Consider the following 17,845-nt stretch of genomic DNA (forward strand, 5'->3'; position numbering starts at 1 on the left):
TTAAACAAACAGTGGATTTCATTTTTTGAAATCACACTGTTTTTTTAATAACTGCCAATCAAATAACCGAAATAAGCAAATATTATCCCCAGTCCATAGGTCAATGCAGTGTAAAGCAACAATTTCCTTTTATTTTTATGTACGTACATTTCGGTCATTTCAAACTTTAACGTAGAGAAAGTTGTAAACGCTCCCATAAATCCTGTTCCAAATAGAAGCACAAACATGACATCGGCTTTTGCTCCAATCAAAATTCCTAAAAGAAATGAACCAAGCAAATTAACAGTAAGTGTACCGATTGGAATTGGATATTTTGTTTTATTGTTTAAATATTTACTTATTGAAAATCTGGCTATTGCTCCAAAGAAACCCCCAATTCCAACGAGTAATAAGTTCGTAATTGCCATCATTTCAGTTCACTCCCTGCTCCTTTGAAATCCTAGGCTACTCATTAAGAGTCCCCCACTAAAACTTATAAATACATAAAGGACAGCCAACAACACATTACCCGATTGAAACATGGTGACTGTCTCTACACTAACAGCCGAAAATGTAGTAAAGGAACCTACAAAACCTGTACTAACAGCAGTCCTTATCATTGGCGAAAATGAAAAACGTTTAAATAAACTTGTTGTGAACCAAGCTAGCAAAAAACAGCCAATTAAATTTACAATTAATGTTGTTATTGGAAATGAGCTATTCGTAAAAAATAAAATACCTACTGCATATCTTAAAACCGCGCCAATTGCTCCCGCAGTGCCAACTAAAAAGTAGATCATGCGAAGTTAAAACCTCCTCCTATGTAAAATTCTTTGATTCATCACCAAAAGTTGGGCGTGACAAAATTTTCTATGAAGTCCGTTCGAGCGGTGTGGCTCCAAAACTTTTGTAATGAGATAAATAGAGGCATGAATTTCCGTTATTTTTAAAATAACATAAAAAATAGTGAAAATAAGGGAAGGAATATCCGCTATTGACCTGAAATACATGAAATTTCACGGTTTTATTTAAAGTAACGGTAAAACGTTCCCTTATTTAACCTATAAATGAACTACCTCATTCAAATAACGGAAAAATCTTCCCTTATTTTAGATGGACACTGAAAAACTTCACGTATCACGTGGTTTTAGCGCTGTCTTGCCGTAATTATTTTGAAAGCCAATTTTTTTTTACTAAAGTGTATAAAAAATAATAATCGACCTATACTATTAAAGATTTCACTTCCAATCCAACTGACTAGGAGGGTTAACCCGATGAGTGCGAATGATCGTCTCTAAAGGTTCTTCAAAAAAACTGATTACAGCTTAAGCACAAATTTTCTTTTGAAAATTAATGTGAAAGCGAGGCAGCGTGTCATGGAGGATGAAAAGTAGTAATCACAAGACCTGGAATTTATATTCCAGGTCTCTTTTTGCATATAGTGATGGCTGAACGTTTATTAGGATAACCAATAAAATATTCGATATGATCCGTAATTAGTTCTAATTGTACAATCCTTACGTAAATATTAAATAAAGATTATTTTTGTTCTATTATTACTTGAAGGAGTGTAATACATGAAAACTGCCATTGTGACAGACAGCACAGTCTATTTACCGACTGAAGAACTTAAACAGCACAATATACATGTTGTTCCTATTAATGTTCATTTTAATCATGCTACTTTTGAAGAGGAACTCACACTCAGCGTAGAACAATTTTACGGAATTGTACATACTACTAAGCAATTTCCTAAAACTTCACAACCCTCTATCGGAAAATTTGTTGAACTTTATGAAAGACTTGGAAAAGAATATGATGAAATCTTGGCAATCCATATTTCAAGCGGTGTGAGTGGCACATATGAATGTTCGCTGCAGGCTGCCCAATTGGTCGACAATGTGAAAGTCTATGTATTCGATTCGGAGGTTGCTGCCGGTCCATTGGCGTCATATGTTATTGAAGCCTCTAAATTAGTTGAAAATGGTGCATCTGCCCCACAAATTATAGAACGGCTGAAGGATTTACAAAAAACGTTGGAGGCTTATTTTATTGTGGATGATTTAATCCATTTACAAAGGAGCGGACGGTTATCTGTCGCATCATCCGTCATCGGCAGCTTACTGCAAATCAAGCCTATTTTGCACATAAAGGATAAAAAAATAGCTGTGTTTGAAAAAGTTCGGACGAAAAGAAAAGCAGTTTTGCGAGTAAGAGACTTACTACAACAGGCAGTTGAAACCTATGGGGAATTGCAGGCTGTCATTATGCACGCCAATTGTGAGCAGCAAGGCCGCACATGGATGGAAAAGCTGCAAACCACGTTTCCGACTGTCCATTTCAAACTCGCCTACTTCGGCCCATCACTCGTAACACATATGGGCGAAGGAACCCTTGCCATTTCATGGATGAAAAAATAAAAAATAGATAAAGCTGAAACAAAGCTCATCTTTAAAATTAAACGAGCCTGGACAAAACGAAAAACATCCATTTTTTCAAGAAAAAATGGATGTTTTTCTGCTTCTGCCAGAATTAATTTCCGTTACGGGGACGCTTTCCGGGGGCACGAGGTCAACAGGATGTTGATCACAAAAGCGTTGCCACAGGACGTGGCGTTTTTAGCTTTTGTTCCTTACTTCTCTCCCACGTGCTTGTCCCCTGGGAGTCGCCGCCTTCACTCCGAACAACTAATTTCCCATCTATATCAAGTAAATCTTTGCATAATTCCAGGTAATAAAAAGAGATACCCTTTTTATAAACTTAAGTACCCATAAGACTAAAGTGAATAAATAAATCAACTTTACGATAAAACGTGAAAATGATGAAAGAATCACACGGTTGCCTTATAGCACCCACCTTTAAAGAAAAATCTAATATTAACGAGTTATATATTATCCCAATGTAGAAAATCATAACTTTCAAATGTTATACTACTAATAGAAAAAGGGGGTTTTGTTATATGGAAAAAAGAAAGCGAACAATTTTTTGGATTATACCAATTGGAGTTATTGGTGTCTTCTTTTACTTTTTTGGTCCGCAAAAAGCAGTTACTGATAATGACTATATTACATACATAAAAGCAACTCCAGTCACAGAGAATAGCACTATTAATACTGGAGATGCCTTTACAAATTATTGTGAAAAAAGCCGCTGGGAATATTTCCAGACGAAAATGATGGAACATGTCGTTGAATTTAAAGGTGAATGTGAATATGAAAATACGGTTCAGCCAATCAATTTACAATACGTTGTTGAAAAAGGACAAACAGATTACCGCTTAGGTGCTATGTTAGTCAATGGAGAGCAGCAAACTGAAGAACAACGAACGACTTTTTTAAATTTATTGCAATAATAGGTCAAGTGGATGCGAAATAGCCTCCACTTTTTATTATGCCTCCTATTTTCTCTGATTCACCATCGTCCTAATTTTTGTAAATAGACGCTGTCGCCTCTTTTTCAGTGCCTCATAAGGAAGATCATATTTTTCCGCAATTTCCTTCAAATTTAAGTTTTCAAGAAACAGGGCTTTTAGTAAAAACTGTTCCTCTTCTTTTAAATTATTGAACCATTCCGGCCATTCAAGACAAGGCTGGACAATTGACTGTTCCTCTATATTGGAAAACACCTCATCCTCCACAGCAATCTCATTTTGACTCACATCATTTGATTTAGATAGTTCACGGGCAATTGCAAACTTGACTGTCATATAGGCAAACATAGCAAAATCCCCTTTCGTTTTATCGAAGTTTTTAACCGCCTTCCATAAAGCGATTCGACCTACTTGCATATACTCATCAAAATCACGATAAATTTTCAGCTTAAAAATCGCCTTTTTTATTAGCTCTTCATGATCAAGAATAATTTGCTCGATTTCCTGCACAATTTCCAATCCTTTAAGCTGTGCACAACCAATATTCCTAGGTAGTACAAACTTAAAAAATTTCGAGCAAATGGGCAAAATGCAGTTTTTAAAGGAAAACACACAAAATAAATATTAAATTGGCCAAAAATGCAGTTTTCTTCTAATAAAACCTTCTAAAATTATAATTTCGGCACATTTTTAAATTTGATAATCTGCGATGGTATTGACAAAAAACTACCTATCATGCATGATGCTATTAGAAAAAGTAAAAGCATATTGAAGACGAGTAAGTGGCACTTGGCTAAAAAAGAGAGCACATTCCAAAGGCTGAAAGAATGGCATAGCAAAACCTACCGAACCTACTTCAACAAGCTCCTAAAAAATAGGCGCCGACTCAGCGTTATGAGATTAAGTGGGATGTATGACTATACATTCAATTTAGGTGGTACCACGGAAACTGCACTTTTCGTCCTAATTTCTAGGATGAAAAGTGTTTTTTATTTGTATGTTATTGGAGGCGCTTTTATGGAAAGAAAACGTATTGTTGTAAAAATTGGAAGCAGCTCATTAACGAACAATAAAGGTGAGCTCGATTATGAAAAATTTCAGGATCATGTAGCGGCACTCGCAGCATTAAAACATGCCGGTCATGAAGTGATATTAGTATCTTCCGGGGCAGTCGCTGCCGGATTCAGAAAGCTTGGCTATTCCTCTAGACCTGTCACATTAAAAGGTAAGCAGGCAGCTGCGGCAGTTGGCCAAAGTGTGTTAATTCAAGCTTACTCAGATGAATTCGACACGTATAAGGTAACACCAGCACAAATATTATTAACGCACTCTGACTTTAGCGATAAACAGCGCTATAAAAATGCGTATGAAACTTTAACAGAGCTATTGGAACGTTCCATTATTCCGATCATTAATGAAAATGATACCGTTTCTGTTGCTGAGTTGACTTTTGGTGATAATGATATGCTATCTGCTTTAGTAAGTGGGTTAATTCATGCAGATCAATTAGTAATTCTGACGGATGTCAACGGTTTGTATACAGCCAATCCCCTAACAAACCCGAATGCTATACGAATAGATCTGATTGAGGAAATTACGGATGAAATGTTAGGATTTGCTTCCGGTTCTGGCTCAAAGGTTGGAACAGGTGGTATGCAATCAAAGCTGGCGGCAGCAAAATTTGCTACTAATGCCGGTGTAGATGTGTTTATCGGTACGGGATGCGGATCTGAAAAATTAATTGAAATTTTAGAAAATAAAGGTGATGGCACTTATTTTAAATGTAATGAAAAAGCCATCCCTACGAATAAACAATGGGTAACGCTAACAAAATCTTCGGGTAAGCTTTTTATCGATGAAGGTGCTGTACAGGCGTTACAACATGGAGGAAAAAGTTTATTGCCAGCTGGTGTATATGCATTTGAGGGCCAGTTTGAAAAAGGTGATGTTGTAGAAGTTTTTGACCGCCATACATGCATTGGACGCGGCGAAGTAATGTATTCATCATCTGAATTGGAGCTCGCGATGGGTAAACGTACCGCTGAACTTATGCATGTACCAATCGAGGTCATTCACCGGAACCAATGGGTAAAAATATAGGGAGGTAGGAATATGACACAAATAATGGAAAACGAAGTAGTAGCAAAAGGAAAGCGCGCAAAAAAGGCGAGCTATGAGACAAATGTAAAAAGTACTTCCGAAAAAAATAAAGCGTTGGAAAGTATAGCACATCAGCTATTAACAGATATGGACATCATTCTATCTGAAAATAATAAAGATATCATTTCCGGGAAAGAAAACGGCTTAGATGATGCCACATTAGATCGTATTCTATTAAACGAAATGCGTATTAAAGCGATGAGCGATGCCATCATCCAGCTCATTCAACTGGAAGATCCAGTCGGTGAAGTACTAGAGGAAATTATGAAAGAAAATGGACTTCGCATTATTAAAAAACGTGTACCACTCGGTGTTATCGGCATGATTTATGAAGCAAGACCGAATGTTACAGTCGATGCTGCTACCCTTTCACTAAAGACAGGTAATTCGGTTCTTTTACGCGGAAGCTCATCAGCGAAATATTCGAATATTGCACTAGTCGCATCCATTCACCGCGCTTTAGAAGCAGTGAGCTACCCGACAGACGCTGTTTTACTCATTGAAGATACGAGTCGCGAAACTGCAAAAGCACTATTTACATTAAACGATTATTTAGACGTACTCATTCCACGAGGCGGTAAAAAATTGATTGACTTAGTCGTTCGCGAATCAACTGTCCCGGTTTTGGAAACAGGTGCAGGTAACTGCCATATTTATTTGGATGTTGCAGCTAATATTGAGATGGCAAAGTCCATAGTAAAAAATGCAAAAACACAGCGACTTTCTGTATGTAATACCGCGGAAAGCCTGCTTATTCATCAAGATTTTTTCAATATTTACGGGAAAGATTTTTTACATTTCCTGCATCATGAGCTTGGCATTAAAGTCTATGGCGACAAGCATGTGTGTGAAATATTGGATAGCGCGATTCCTGCTGAGGATGAGCACTATGCCGAGGAGTTTCTTGACCTGACATTAAGTATAAAAGTCGTCGAAGATGTTTTCGAGGCCATCCATCATATAAATCATTACGGAACAAATCATTCAGAAGCCATCATTACCGATAATATACAAAATGCTAACATATTTTTAAATTCTGTTGATGCTGCTGCCGTTTACCATAATGCTTCTACCCGCTTTACGGACGGTTTTGAATTTGGATATGGGGCGGAAATCGGTATTTCAACCCAGAAATTGCATGCACGAGGACCTATGGGACTACCTGCATTAACTTCTACTAAATATTTCATTCATGGTAACGGTCAAATTCGACAATAATGGCTGTTTACAGAAAGTAGGTTCCCCACTATGAATGTCGGCTCAATGATTAAGCTCACTATTTCTATGGCTATTTTCGGTTCCATTGGATTTTTCACTACTCAGACAGGCTTACCTGCTGTGGAGCTCGTGTTTGTCCGTTGCATTTGCGCAACAATCTTTTTAGGAGGACTTTGGCTTCTAACTGGTGGACATAAAACAGAAGTATGGGAAAGAAAAGAAGTATTAAAGACTGTATTATGCGGTGTATTTATCGTCCTGAATTGGGTGTTTTTATTTAAGGCATTTGAAGTCATGTCTATATCGATTGCGATTTCCATCTATAATCTGGCACCTATATTTGTGTTAATGTTAGGTTCCGTCTTTTTGGCGGAAAAGATGGGAATACGGTCGATTTGTGCAACAGTTATTTGTTTTTTAGGAAGCATTCTTATTGTTGGCATTGATAGCTTTACGAGTATCGCCCAATTTTTGAATTCCGGGTTTGTATGGGCGCTGCTATCAGCGATATGCTATGCATTAACGATGTTTACGAGTAAAACGATTCAAGGTATGTCTTCCTATGCATTAACCTTCGTCCAAACAATGGTAGGGATCGTCTTACTGTTTCCATTAAGCGACTTTAATGCATTTACTAATTTAACGAATACGAATTGGCTCTATATACTCGGTACAGGATTTATCCATACTGGCTTTGTCTACTATTTGTTTTTTGACAGTATACGAGATTTACCTACTGTAATTGTATCTGTACTCGTTTTTGTAGATCCTGTTGTAGCTATTTTACTCGATGCCATCTTCCTGTCATTCCGACCAAGCTTTTTGCAAGTAGCTGGTATTATACTGATTTTCGGCAGTATTTTATATACTGTTTTTTATCCACCACAACAAGCTGAAACAGTGAAATCAAATAGTTCCTAAAAATAAAACTCTAATTAGTAAGGTGCACATTCCCCATACTAATTAGAGTTTTATTGTTAACTGAATTGAGCCAATTGTTTTGGGACTAATATTTTATCTGCAAACCAAATATTATGCAGCTTCGATTTATCCCCAATATAAATAACAACAATTTCAATCATTTTCTGTTGTTTATACTGTGTAACAGCTACCCGCCATTCTTCTTCCTGCGGGAAATTTTCAAATAACAGTTCATTGCATAACAAATAAACTTTTCCGCCACTGCTATGTGTTAGCCCAAGTTTTAGTAACGTAAAGGCATAATTGATTACACTTTTAAAATCAACTGGATTCATTTTACTATCGAAACTATTATTAAATCCAACATAATCATTAAAGTCTATCTTCCCATTTAAGGCTATCATTTCTTTGTCGATATTCTCTGCAAAAGGCACATAAACAAAATTATGTTCATTTTTTTTCGAGAATTCTGCCACGGCAAGTGCCAATGCTGTTTGTAAGTTAAAGCTTCTTTTCATTGAGATATCTTTTTGGACGCAAAACACATATGTACTATTGGGATCCAGACCAATTTTCAAAAATTGCTCCGACTGAAATTTCGATTTCCAAAATAACACTTCTGTAAAATGTTTCGCTTCCAGAAAGTTCATCATATTCTCGAGATTATCATTACTTATTGTATCCCATACTTCTTCGCCAAACAATTGTTCAACCGCTTTCGTTTCTTCTAATATTTCTTCAATAATTCGATCATACACTTTGTTAAATTTGTATAGATTTATGTACCAATTACTTTGGACTTTCAGCAGTACTTCCTGCTGAAATGCATGCTCCCCGGTTATAGCAATATCAACGTTCGATGAGTATTCCTTTTTTATCGTTCTCAGCTTCAGAGTTTTACCGAGTACTGTAAAATAATCTTTTGCAATTTTTTTTACTATATAGAGAGAAATAAGAAATTTCTTGACCGAAGAATTGGTTAAATATTCAAATTGCATTTTTTCCAAATTTCGCGATGCAAAATACTCCAGTATAAATATTCTCCAATCCTTTAATCTCACATTTTCTTTAACAATATTCTGCTTATACGTTTGGCCAATTTCGAAAAGCGACCATAAATCATGGAAATATAAATAAAAATCTTTGCTTTTTAAAAAAATACGATCTTCAAAGTTAGTGGAATACAGTAATTTTAGTAGTGCTTCCTTTCGCTCATTCTCTAAACCGCTTGGATTTTCCAGTAATAATTCCATATAGCATATATCACCTTCCATTTTTTATAATATTAAATATATAACAAATACTCAAAAATTTCCATTTTATCTATAAAAAAACATCGCATCAATTTAACTAATACCTACAAATATACTATGAAAGACACTTCAGCGGGCTAAATTACAGTGTGTTAAAAACAAAAAAGCGCCGCAACAGTGCGACGCTCAATTATTGGATACTATGCTTTTCGACTCTCCGTCATTTGTTTCCAGACAGAACCTTTTGCCTCTTCCCCGCCTTCAATACGGGCTAAAGCCATTTTTGCCTGTAACTTTACTTCAAATTCCTTATCCTCACTCGCTATTTTTAACGCTGCAATTGCCTGCTCTGTGCCGACTTCATATAAATACATTGCAGCACGCCAGCGTACAAGTTTATTTTTGTCACCAAGCGCTGCGATCATTGCCTGTTCAAATTCAGGCAATCCTAAATCACTCATACAGTCACCTGCTGTACGGCGAACCGCTGCACTTTTATCATTCAGTGCTTTCGTTAATGCCGGTACAACCGCTATATCTTCAATCATTCCTAAATAAACAGTAGCAAGACGGCGAACAGACATCTGTTCATCTTCCAATGCCTTTTCCAATAACGGAATATCCTTCACTTCTGGATCCGGGAGTTGATCAAGCAGCTGGAAGCGTTGTTGCCAATCTTCCACTTGCTCATATTGCGCCAATGTCACTTCTTTACGCTCTTGTGCGGCTGTCACGACCTGTTCATTAGCTGACTGGACGATTGACTCAACACGATCTTGCGGATAAAGTGCATCAACTTCTTTTAGCACTTCTTGTGCCACTTGTTCTTTGTCTCCGTAGCGAACTCCGAAATCAACCCATTTCCGTTCAAAAATATAGTTTTCATCAGTTACGCTAAACTGCAAACGTTTGAATGCCGTTGTAAAACGATCGCCTGCACTTATTCGAACTTCTCCTTCTCCGTCAAATGCTTTAATTTGTAATGGAATCGCTTTATACATTTGTACATGCACGTTCACTTCTCCATAATGCTCATTGATCTCATACTCTGTGCTTTCCGTAGCCTGTCCACCAATTGCGCGTCGAATATCAGCCAATATATTTTCCCACGCATATTTAGCGTTACGTTCTACCGCCAAAAAGTTTGATACATGATAAATCCCCTTTACACCTTCTACGGCAAAAATAGCCTGTAATTCAGGTGAAGCGTCCGAAATATTATCTTTCGTATAATTAAAGCTTTTGCCGAATGGTAAATCCTGATCAATTACTACTTTCATTGTATTTGGACTTGGCGTCGGTTCAATTGATAAAATTTTCATAGTTAGGCTCCTATCCATTTACGATTTCGTCTAAATAGCTCCATCGCTCAATTAATTGTTCGTATTCTAAATTATACTTTTCCAAATCTGACGTCAATTGCTGAAGTTTTGTAAAATCAGAGCCAGCAGTCGAAATCTCTTCTTCTAACTGCATTATCTTCTCTTCCATTTGTGCAATGGATTCAGCTATTGTTTCCCACTCTTTTTGTTCTTTAAACGATAACTTTTTCTTATCATTTTTTTGCTTTTCTACTTTCGGTTTTTCCTGCTTCAATTCCTTAGCTTCCTGCTGTAGCTCGGACTCTCTTTTCGCTAGATAATCAGTATACACATCCAGACTTTCCGATACACCGCCCTTGCCATCTAAAATCCAAAGTTTTTTGGCAATCCGGTCTAAAAAGAATCGGTCGTGACTAATTGTAATAACGACTCCCGGGAAGTTTTCGATAAAATCTTCCAGTACGCCTAATGTTTCGATATCCAAATCATTTGTTGGCTCATCTAATAGCAATACGTTCGGCTGCTCCATCAATAGGCGCAATAAATGCAGACGTTTTCGCTCCCCTCCTGATAATTTGCTTATCGGTGTCCCGTGAGAATTAAGGGGAAACAAGAACCGCTCCAGCATTTGAGAGGCAGAATAGCGCACACCTTCAGAATCCGTGATGTCATTGGAAGCTTCACGGATATAATCAATCATTCGCGCATTTTCATTCATCGGAGGCAATGCTTGCTTAAAGTGAAGAAGCTTTACTGTAGAGCCTACAATAACTTCACCTGTATCAGGTGTAACTTCGCCTGCAAGCATATTCAACAGTGTAGATTTCCCATAGCCATTTGCTCCAATTATTCCTATTCGATCACCATGCTGCAATAAAAACTGGAAGTCTTTAATAATGACACGATCTCCGTAAGCTTTGGAAATTCCGTCAGATTCCAATACTTTCTTTCCTAAACGGGTTGTCGCCAGTCCTAACTCTAAATCGGTTTGGTCATTTGAACGGTCAATCGATTCGTCCAACGCTTCAAATCGCTGAATACGGGCTTTCTGTTTTGTCGTACGCGCTTTTGCACCACGTCGAATCCATTTAAGTTCGGCACGATAACGATTTTGCATTTTTGCCTGTGATGCAGCATTCATCTCTTCACGAATTGCTCGTGCTTCGAGGAAATCCCCATATGAACCAGTATGGCGATATAATGTTTTATCTGCTAGTTCGTATATATGAGTAGCCGTTTCATCTAGGAAATAACGATCATGGGTAATAAATATAACCGCCCCTTTTAATCGAGACACCATATCCTGCAACCATTCTGTAGAAGCAACATCTAGATGGTTTGTTGGCTCATCCAATAAATAAAGATCTGCTGGTTCAATTAATACTTTAGCTAGTGCAACACGCTTTTGCTGACCACCGGAAAGTTCCGTTACATTTTTATCAAACATATCGATGCCAAGCTTTGTTAACGCCTGCTTTGCTAATGCGTTCACATCCCATGCATTTTCAGTGTCCATTTGTTGCTGAAGACGAAATAGTTCATTTTGCAATTTTTCGGATTGCGGATTTTGTGATAATGCAGTAACCGCATCTTCATACGCACGGTTTAATTGCAAAATGGGAGAATCTCCATCAAAAACCGCCTGTAATACTGTTATATCATTTGAAAACTGAGGATCTTGCTCCAAATAAGCTATGCGGTATTTATTCGGATGGTCAAAGTCCACTGTATCCGCATCCTGCTTTTTTGCCAAGATGGATAATAATGTAGATTTCCCTGTTCCATTAATACCAATTAAGCCTGCACGTTCTCCTTCATAAATAGTGAATTCAATATTTTGAAATAGCGTTTTATCGCCTACTGTTTTTGTTAAATTTGATACGATTAAATGACTCATAAAATCCCGTCTCTTTCTTTTTTTAGCTGATCTAAAAATTGTACCATATAGTTGTGACGCTCTTCAGCCATTTCGCACCCTTTTGCTGTTACCATTAAATCTTTTAATAATAATAGTTTTTCATAAAAATGTGTCACACTAGCCGTTGATTGACTACGATACTGTTCTTCAGTCATTTGAAAGCGCACTTCTTCTGAATCATCATACAACTTGCGCCCTTTTGCACCACCATAAGCAAAAGTACGTGCAATTCCCACGGCACCTATAGCATCCAAGCGATCTGCATCCCGTACAATTTTAGACTCTATCGTTGTCGCTGGTAACTCATTGCCCCCGTTAAAAGACACTTCCGCAATAACTGTTTGAATATGTTTTCTCTCATCTGCAGTTAAATCCAGTTCATTTAATATCCGTTCTTCATTTGATTTGTCTGTCGTATATTTTGAATCACTTACATCATGCAGCAGTACAGATAAGCAAACTATTTTTTCATTTGCTGAAGGTTCGGTTTTTAAAATTGCCAAAGCGTTATTATAGACGCGCTCAATATGCTGGAAATCATGACTTGCATCCATTGATTCATATATCCCTTTAACGAGCTTTTCACAACGCTGTATCTGTTCTCTCATAATATCATTCACCATTTTCAATTAGATTCTTTTACCTTTTCATTTTAACATGTTACACAATCGGTACAGAAGTTATTAGCATGCCATTCTATAGTTCCACGTTAAAACTCGTTTTCGCAAATATAGGACTTCATGAAACTTTTTGTCAAAAGTGTGAACATTTCTATTGAATTATACAAAAATTAAACATATAATAGCATTACAGAAACATAAAACAGAAGAAAAGGATGTGTTATTTATGGAAAGAATAATGCAAGCGGTTACACCAAATATGAATGATAATCAACGAAAAGGTCTAATCGTCATTTCTCCAATACTAATCGGGTCAGTAGCCTATGGTGCAAGCGCAACTTTTATGATTGTGACTAACCTATTCCAAATTATGTTTTAAAGGACTAAAACCATTGAATACTAATAATTTTCAAAACAAAAGAAACGCATTCGCATAATATATACGAATACGTTTCTTTTTTAGGATTTTTAATTAGAAAAGACCTACAGCACTGCCATCTTCCGCAACATCCATTCTTAATGCTGCCGGCTGTTTAGGTAAGCCCGGCATTGTCATAATATCTCCTGTTAGACATACTAAGAAGCCTGCACCAAGCTTTGGTATTATTTCACGAATTGTCACAACAAAATCTGTTGGGCGCCCTAGTAAGCCTGGCTGATCAGATAATGAATACTGTGTTTTTGCCATACAGATCGGCAAGTTATCCCAGCCGTTTTTCTCAATAGCAGCCAATTGTCTTTTCGCCACTTCTGTTAATTGTACTCCTGCTCCACCATATACTTGCTGTACAATTTTCACTAACTTTTGTTCCACTGTTTCCTGAAGCTCATATAAAGGCTTATAAGTGCTTGGCTGATTGATTACTTCCAGCACGTGTTGAGCAAGTTCAATTCCACCTTTTCCGCCTTCTTCCCATACATTCGTACGAGCGATTCGAACTTCATTAGCTTCTGCCCATTGTAAAACAGCTTGCAGTTCTTTTTCGGTATCTGTAATGAAGCGGTTTAATGCAATGACTGGCTCAAGCCCGAAATTACGGATATTCGCAACATGCTGCGCTAAATTGGCAATACCATCCTGTAAAGCCGCTACATTCTCTTCTACTAAATTCGCCTTTGCCACACCACCATGCATTTTTAGGGCACGAATTGTTGCAACAATTACAACAGCACTCGGCTCAAAGCCTGCTTCGCGTGCTTTAATATTTAAAAACTTCTCTGCCCCAAGATCTGAACCAAATCCAGCTTCCGTTACAACGATATCCGCAAGTTTACGTGCTGTTTGTGTCGCAATAATCGAGTTACATCCATGGGCGATATTTGCGAAGGGACCTCCGTGTATTAAAGCAGGAGTACCTTCAATTGTTTGAACTAAGTTTGGATTCATTGCTTCTTTTAAAATTAAAGTTAAGGCACCTTCTACTTTTAAATCTCCTACTGTCACAGGCTCACGGTCATATGTATAACCAATGACGATACGTGCCAGGCGCTGTTTTAAATCTTTTATACTTGTCGCTAAACAGAAAATCGCCATAATTTCCGATGCTACCGTAATATCAAAACCATCTTCACGAGGTACCCCTTGTAGTGGTCCGCCTAAACCGACTGTAACATGACGTAATGCGCGATCATTTAAATCAACAACACGTTTCCAAATAATGCGGCGAGAATCAATATGAAGTTCATTCCCTTGGTGGATATGATTGTCAATTAATGCCGATAACGCATTGTTCGCAGTAGTTATCGCATGGAAATCACCGTTAAAATGAAGGTTAATTTGTTCCATCGGTAAAACTTGTGCATAGCCGCCACCTGTCGCGCCACCTTTGACACCCATTACCGGTCCTAATGACGGTTCGCGTAAAGCAACCATTACACGCTGATTCAATTGTTGAAGAGCATCTGCCAAGCCTACTGTTACTGTAGATTTTCCTTCTCCGGCTGGTGTAGGACTAATCGCTGTAACAAGCACCACTTTTGCATTGGCCGTTCCACTAATTTTACTCGTATCAATCTTTGCTTTGAAGCGACCATATTGTTCCACTGCATCTAAAGGTATTTTTGCATTTTCAGCTATTTCTACGATTGGTTTCATCGTTGCCTCATTTGCTATTTCGATGTCTGATTTCGGTTTTTTCGTAGTTGTTGACATATCTCGCCCTGCTTTCATTTATATAGTCTTTCTTATTATAGTCTGTTTTATCAGAATCGATAAATAAATTTAAACGCATAAATCGACAAATTATTGACATTCCTTGTTGGTTTAGTATATAGTTTATTCGTAATATTCTGTACTCTTAATGTTTCATCAATTGAATTTGACAGTATCGGAGGAGAAAGCGGATGCACCAAGGCACTGTAAAATGGTTTGATAATGAAAAAGGTTACGGATTTATAGAAAGTAATAATGGTGAAGATGTTTTTGTACACTTTACTGGCATAAGAGAAGAAGGATTTCGTTCACTTGATGAAGGACAAGTCGTTGAATTTGATGTAATTGATGGCATTCGTGGTCTTCAGGCATCGAATGTTATTAAAAAATAGAAAAAGCTGTAAACGAATTGCGAAAACATCGTTTACAGCTTCTTTTTATTTTGCAGCTTTCAAAATTTCGTATCGTGCACCGTCAATTGTAATCGTTTTATCCTCCAACGCACCGGAAAGTACAGCCTTTTTTATGCCATAGCCATTTTCTATCATATAATTCCAAGCTATACCTTCACCAATCGGCTTTACAAAAACGAGCTTTACGTCTCCTAACACAACAATCCTGTATTCAGCATTTTGTTCTAAATCTTCCTTCTTAACAATTTCCGCTTCGCACAGTTTAGCAATTTGTTCTACATCATCAAAGTTCAGAACGACGAAATGGATGGCATCGAGCAATAAATCCCCTAACGGATGCTGTGCTAATATACCACGCTCTGTTAGTTGCTTACGGCGAATCGAATCCTCCTCATCCCATTGAATGAAAAATGGCAGCTCAATTTTGGCGTTTGGGTGGCCAATATACAATAATTGCCAGCCTACTATTGAACCGTCATCGCGCTTTCTTGTAAAATGTTCAGGACCAGAAACTTCCAAGCCTGCTTGTTTAAACTTTTTCGCATCTTCTTCAATCGTTTGTGTACGAATCGCGAATCGTGTTAATCCATCTTTACGTCGATTTTGTTCATAGCTGGCATGTAAAGTATATTTCTGTTTTGCCGCTTCTTTGTACTTCTCTTCATTTTCTATACCGATTAATTCAATGTAGGATAAATCAAAATAACTCAACGTATTATATGTACCCCATGCTTCATGGCTTCCACCAGAAACAACATGGAATCCTTCCTGCTGAAGTTTTTGCAACGTTTTTTCTGGTTGTTCCACAAAATGAACTAGGTGATCGAATTGATACATATTTAAACCTCTTTTCAATTTCAAATAGCTAGAATATTCTAATTATAACATTGTCCTTGAAATTGAAATAGGTAAAATCATCTATGAGAATAAATCGATTAGAGCTGTAGCGGCTGCTTGTTTACCATCTACCTTTACGACCTTACCTGAACGGTGAATAATATAATGCGGCTCCATCGCACCGTATAGTGATTTCGAGCTATTCGCGACCATATAATCCGCTTTTGCCGTTTCCATTCGTAATGTTGCTCGATCCATTAAAAACTGTTCGTCATCGGTTGCTTCCAGTTTAAACCCTACTAGCGTTGTATCCGGTGACCAGTTTTTTATTTGCGCCAGTATTTTTGGTGCCTTTTTGAAATGGATAATCGGCGGTTCATCAGACGGCATCTTCCCTTTTTCAGTCAGCTCGTTTCCACTTTGGTCAAACACTTTATCTATTAGCCAATCAGATCCGGCTACCGCCATAATGACATAATCAATTTGCTCTGATTGCAATAAATGTTTCAGCTTTTCCCCTAAATCTTCAATGCCTTCAAATTTAATAAGCTGCATTTCATCTTTATGCTCTGGCAGCTGTGTAAAGACACCATGCATGTACGTAATGTCCGCACCTTTTTCATATGCGGCTTCTGCTAAATAGCTGCCCATTGTCCCTTTAGATAAGTTCGTATGACCACGCACATTATCCCACTTTTCAAATGTGCCACCACTTGTTATTAAAACCTTTTTTCCTTTTAACATAGTTGTTCCCCTTTTGATTCTACATTTACTAGCCAATTTTTTAGAATTTCCACGAATTTTTTTGAGGCAGGTGAAAGCTTTTGCTTAGTTGATAAACCGATTGTCCGGAAACTTTCCTGAGCGAGCGGCAATGCTTTAACATTATCCGGTAACATGGAAATCGCCATTTCCGGTAAAATGCTTATGCCCACATTATGCTCCACCATTGATACAATCGCCTTCTCATCATACAGTTCAAAGCGAATATTCGGTTGCACACCGTATTTCTCGAATGTGGTCATTACATCATTTGTTCCTTTATAATAAGGCATAATTATTGGTGTATCCCCTATCTCCAATAAATCTATCTCTGTTCTATCATATAGTGGACTATGTGACGACACAATACATAATAACGGATCCCGTTTTAAAGGCATAAAGTCAAATTGTTTGGAGCTTGTACGATTCAAAAATCCACAGTCTACTTCTCCTTTTAACAACCACTGTTCAATTTCATAGTAATCCCCTTCACGTAGTTCGATGCGAATACCTGGATACTCGGAATCCATAATATGAATAATATTGGGCATCCAGTGGGTAGAAATTGTAGAAATCAGTCCAATACGCACCGTACCTTTACTTACCCCTAAAATATTGGAGGCTGCTTGCTGTAAATGTTCCTGTGCCGATAGAACTTTCCGCATTTCATACAGCATTTGCATGCCATCCTCCGTTAATGTTACCCCGGTCCGATTCCGATGTATTAAATTAAATCCAAATTCTTTTTCCAAACTAGATATCGCATGGCTTACAGCAGATTGCGTTAACCCTAAACTTGTAGCCGCTTTAGTAAAACTGTGCACTTCTGCTACTTTATTTAAAATTTCATATTTAACTAGACTCATTATATTTCACTCCACAAACACGATTTCATCATGAATTTTTTTCATAATTACCAT

The 17,845-nt window shown here is 37.5% G+C and carries 18 protein-coding genes; 7 read left to right on the plus strand and 11 right to left on the minus strand.

The window, feature by feature from the left end; all coding sequences use genetic code 11:
- Window positions 1-44 precede the first annotated feature (44 nt).
- Complete coding sequence (gene crcB, locus H9635_RS06535; protein WP_191699440.1) at window positions 45-407, minus strand: fluoride efflux transporter CrcB; 363 nt, start codon at window positions 405-407, stop codon at window positions 45-47.
- A 9-nt stretch (window positions 408-416) separates the two neighbouring features.
- On the minus strand, window positions 417-779 hold the full coding sequence (locus H9635_RS06540) for a fluoride efflux transporter FluC (protein WP_191699339.1): 363 nt from the start codon (window positions 777-779) through the stop codon (window positions 417-419).
- 777 nt (window positions 780-1,556) lie between these two features.
- Between H9635_RS06540 and H9635_RS06545 the strand changes: the two genes are divergently transcribed.
- Both H9635_RS06545 and H9635_RS06550 read left to right on the plus strand, forming a co-directional pair.
- Entirely contained in the window at window positions 1,557-2,399 is an 843-nt protein-coding gene (locus H9635_RS06545) for a DegV family protein (RefSeq protein WP_191699340.1), read from the plus strand.
- Between the two features lie 539 nt (window positions 2,400-2,938).
- The gene (locus H9635_RS06550) at window positions 2,939-3,331 is read left to right on the plus strand and encodes a glucosamine 6-phosphate synthetase (RefSeq protein WP_191699341.1); all 393 of its coding nucleotides are present in this window, start codon (window positions 2,939-2,941) and stop codon (window positions 3,329-3,331) included.
- A gap of 45 nt (window positions 3,332-3,376) precedes the next feature.
- Here H9635_RS06550 and H9635_RS06555 read toward each other — a convergent pair whose 3' ends face one another.
- The gene (locus H9635_RS06555; protein WP_191699342.1) at window positions 3,377-3,859 is read right to left on the minus strand and encodes a sigma-70 family RNA polymerase sigma factor; all 483 of its coding nucleotides are present in this window, start codon (window positions 3,857-3,859) and stop codon (window positions 3,377-3,379) included.
- A 507-nt stretch (window positions 3,860-4,366) separates the two neighbouring features.
- Between H9635_RS06555 and proB the strand changes: the two genes are divergently transcribed.
- Genes proB through H9635_RS06570 form a run of 3 tightly spaced genes read left to right on the plus strand, consistent with a single transcriptional unit; the run spans window position 4,367 to window position 7,648 of the window.
- Window positions 4,367-5,449, plus strand: coding sequence for a glutamate 5-kinase (gene proB / locus H9635_RS06560; RefSeq protein ID WP_191699343.1), 1,083 nt, complete (start codon window positions 4,367-4,369; stop codon window positions 5,447-5,449).
- Window positions 5,450-5,473: 24 nt separating this feature from the next.
- Complete coding sequence (locus H9635_RS06565) at window positions 5,474-6,727, plus strand: glutamate-5-semialdehyde dehydrogenase (protein WP_191699441.1); 1,254 nt, start codon at window positions 5,474-5,476, stop codon at window positions 6,725-6,727.
- A gap of 30 nt (window positions 6,728-6,757) precedes the next feature.
- On the plus strand, window positions 6,758-7,648 hold the full coding sequence (locus tag H9635_RS06570; RefSeq protein WP_191699344.1) for a DMT family transporter: 891 nt from the start codon (window positions 6,758-6,760) through the stop codon (window positions 7,646-7,648).
- Between the two features lie 56 nt (window positions 7,649-7,704).
- Here the strand turns inward: H9635_RS06570 and H9635_RS06575 are convergent, their stop codons facing one another.
- The 4 genes from H9635_RS06575 to H9635_RS06590 all read right to left on the minus strand — a co-directional run bounded on the left by H9635_RS06575 (window position 7,705) and on the right by H9635_RS06590 (window position 12,749).
- Entirely contained in the window at window positions 7,705-8,901 is a 1,197-nt protein-coding gene (locus H9635_RS06575; protein WP_191699345.1) for an aldehyde dehydrogenase, read from the minus strand.
- A 200-nt stretch (window positions 8,902-9,101) separates the two neighbouring features.
- Window positions 9,102-10,223 (minus strand): virulence factor, encoded by a 1,122-nt coding sequence (locus H9635_RS06580; protein ID WP_191699346.1) that lies wholly within the window; start codon window positions 10,221-10,223, stop codon window positions 9,102-9,104.
- Window positions 10,224-10,233: 10 nt separating this feature from the next.
- Entirely contained in the window at window positions 10,234-12,120 is a 1,887-nt protein-coding gene (locus H9635_RS06585; RefSeq protein WP_191699347.1) for an ABC-F family ATP-binding cassette domain-containing protein, read from the minus strand.
- Window positions 12,117-12,749 carry an HD domain-containing protein gene (locus H9635_RS06590; protein WP_191699348.1) on the minus strand — a complete coding sequence of 211 codons (633 nt, stop codon included), beginning with the start codon at window positions 12,747-12,749 and terminating at the stop codon, window positions 12,117-12,119. The genes H9635_RS06585 and H9635_RS06590 overlap by 4 nt, the downstream gene beginning before the upstream one ends.
- Window positions 12,750-12,987: 238 nt before the next feature.
- Here H9635_RS06590 and H9635_RS06595 point away from each other — a divergent pair, with 238 nt between their 5' ends.
- Window positions 12,988-13,140: a hypothetical protein gene (locus tag H9635_RS06595; RefSeq protein ID WP_191699349.1), complete on the plus strand. Its 153-nt coding sequence runs from the start codon at window positions 12,988-12,990 to the stop codon at window positions 13,138-13,140.
- Between the two features lie 93 nt (window positions 13,141-13,233).
- Here H9635_RS06595 and H9635_RS06600 read toward each other — a convergent pair whose 3' ends face one another.
- Window positions 13,234-14,913, minus strand: coding sequence for a formate--tetrahydrofolate ligase (locus tag H9635_RS06600; RefSeq protein ID WP_191699350.1), 1,680 nt, complete (start codon window positions 14,911-14,913; stop codon window positions 13,234-13,236).
- Between the two features lie 191 nt (window positions 14,914-15,104).
- Here H9635_RS06600 and H9635_RS06605 point away from each other — a divergent pair, with 191 nt between their 5' ends.
- Window positions 15,105-15,305: a cold-shock protein gene (locus H9635_RS06605; protein WP_191699351.1), complete on the plus strand. Its 201-nt coding sequence runs from the start codon at window positions 15,105-15,107 to the stop codon at window positions 15,303-15,305.
- Between the two features lie 45 nt (window positions 15,306-15,350).
- Here the strand turns inward: H9635_RS06605 and H9635_RS06610 are convergent, their stop codons facing one another.
- From H9635_RS06610 to H9635_RS06620, 3 genes are all read right to left on the minus strand, one after another.
- A complete protein-coding gene (locus H9635_RS06610) occupies window positions 15,351-16,163 on the minus strand; it encodes a VOC family protein (protein ID WP_191699352.1) in 813 nt (270 codons plus the stop codon).
- A gap of 81 nt (window positions 16,164-16,244) precedes the next feature.
- Window positions 16,245-16,907 (minus strand): phosphopantothenoylcysteine decarboxylase domain-containing protein, encoded by a 663-nt coding sequence (locus tag H9635_RS06615; protein ID WP_191699353.1) that lies wholly within the window; start codon window positions 16,905-16,907, stop codon window positions 16,245-16,247.
- On the minus strand, window positions 16,901-17,791 hold the full coding sequence (locus tag H9635_RS06620) for a LysR family transcriptional regulator (RefSeq protein ID WP_191699354.1): 891 nt from the start codon (window positions 17,789-17,791) through the stop codon (window positions 16,901-16,903). Before H9635_RS06620 ends, H9635_RS06615 begins: the two co-directional genes overlap by 7 nt.
- Window positions 17,792-17,845 lie beyond the last annotated feature (54 nt).

This window comes from Solibacillus faecavium, assembly GCF_014836905.1.
Taxonomy (GTDB): Bacteria; Bacillota; Bacilli; order Bacillales_A; family Planococcaceae; genus Solibacillus; species Solibacillus faecavium.

What these genes read in the sequence shown, in the direction of transcription:
- H9635_RS06580 (WP_191699346.1), bottom strand. Translation starts at nt 10,223, where the DNA reads ATGAAAATTTTATCAATTGAACCGACGCCAAGTCCAAATACAATGAAA.
- H9635_RS06585 (WP_191699347.1), bottom strand. Translation starts at nt 12,120, where the DNA reads ATGAGTCATTTAATCGTATCAAATTTAACAAAAACAGTAGGCGATAAA.
- H9635_RS06610 (WP_191699352.1), bottom strand. Translation starts at nt 16,163, where the DNA reads ATGTATCAATTCGATCACCTAGTTCATTTTGTGGAACAACCAGAAAAA.
- H9635_RS06570 (WP_191699344.1), top strand. Translation starts at nt 6,758, where the DNA reads ATGAATGTCGGCTCAATGATTAAGCTCACTATTTCTATGGCTATTTTC.
- H9635_RS06620 (WP_191699354.1), bottom strand. Translation starts at nt 17,791, where the DNA reads ATGAGTCTAGTTAAATATGAAATTTTAAATAAAGTAGCAGAAGTGCAC.
- H9635_RS06615 (WP_191699353.1), bottom strand. Translation starts at nt 16,907, where the DNA reads ATGTTAAAAGGAAAAAAGGTTTTAATAACAAGTGGTGGCACATTTGAA.
- H9635_RS06600 (WP_191699350.1), bottom strand. Translation starts at nt 14,913, where the DNA reads ATGTCAACAACTACGAAAAAACCGAAATCAGACATCGAAATAGCAAAT.
- proB (WP_191699343.1), top strand. Translation starts at nt 4,367, where the DNA reads ATGGAAAGAAAACGTATTGTTGTAAAAATTGGAAGCAGCTCATTAACG.
- H9635_RS06565 (WP_191699441.1), top strand. Translation starts at nt 5,474, where the DNA reads ATGGAAAACGAAGTAGTAGCAAAAGGAAAGCGCGCAAAAAAGGCGAGC.
- H9635_RS06590 (WP_191699348.1), bottom strand. Translation starts at nt 12,749, where the DNA reads ATGAGAGAACAGATACAGCGTTGTGAAAAGCTCGTTAAAGGGATATAT.
- H9635_RS06550 (WP_191699341.1), top strand. Translation starts at nt 2,939, where the DNA reads ATGGAAAAAAGAAAGCGAACAATTTTTTGGATTATACCAATTGGAGTT.
- H9635_RS06540 (WP_191699339.1), bottom strand. Translation starts at nt 779, where the DNA reads ATGATCTACTTTTTAGTTGGCACTGCGGGAGCAATTGGCGCGGTTTTA.
- H9635_RS06595 (WP_191699349.1), top strand. Translation starts at nt 12,988, where the DNA reads ATGGAAAGAATAATGCAAGCGGTTACACCAAATATGAATGATAATCAA.
- H9635_RS06575 (WP_191699345.1), bottom strand. Translation starts at nt 8,901, where the DNA reads ATGGAATTATTACTGGAAAATCCAAGCGGTTTAGAGAATGAGCGAAAG.
- H9635_RS06605 (WP_191699351.1), top strand. Translation starts at nt 15,105, where the DNA reads ATGCACCAAGGCACTGTAAAATGGTTTGATAATGAAAAAGGTTACGGA.
- crcB (WP_191699440.1), bottom strand. Translation starts at nt 407, where the DNA reads ATGGCAATTACGAACTTATTACTCGTTGGAATTGGGGGTTTCTTTGGA.
- H9635_RS06545 (WP_191699340.1), top strand. Translation starts at nt 1,557, where the DNA reads ATGAAAACTGCCATTGTGACAGACAGCACAGTCTATTTACCGACTGAA.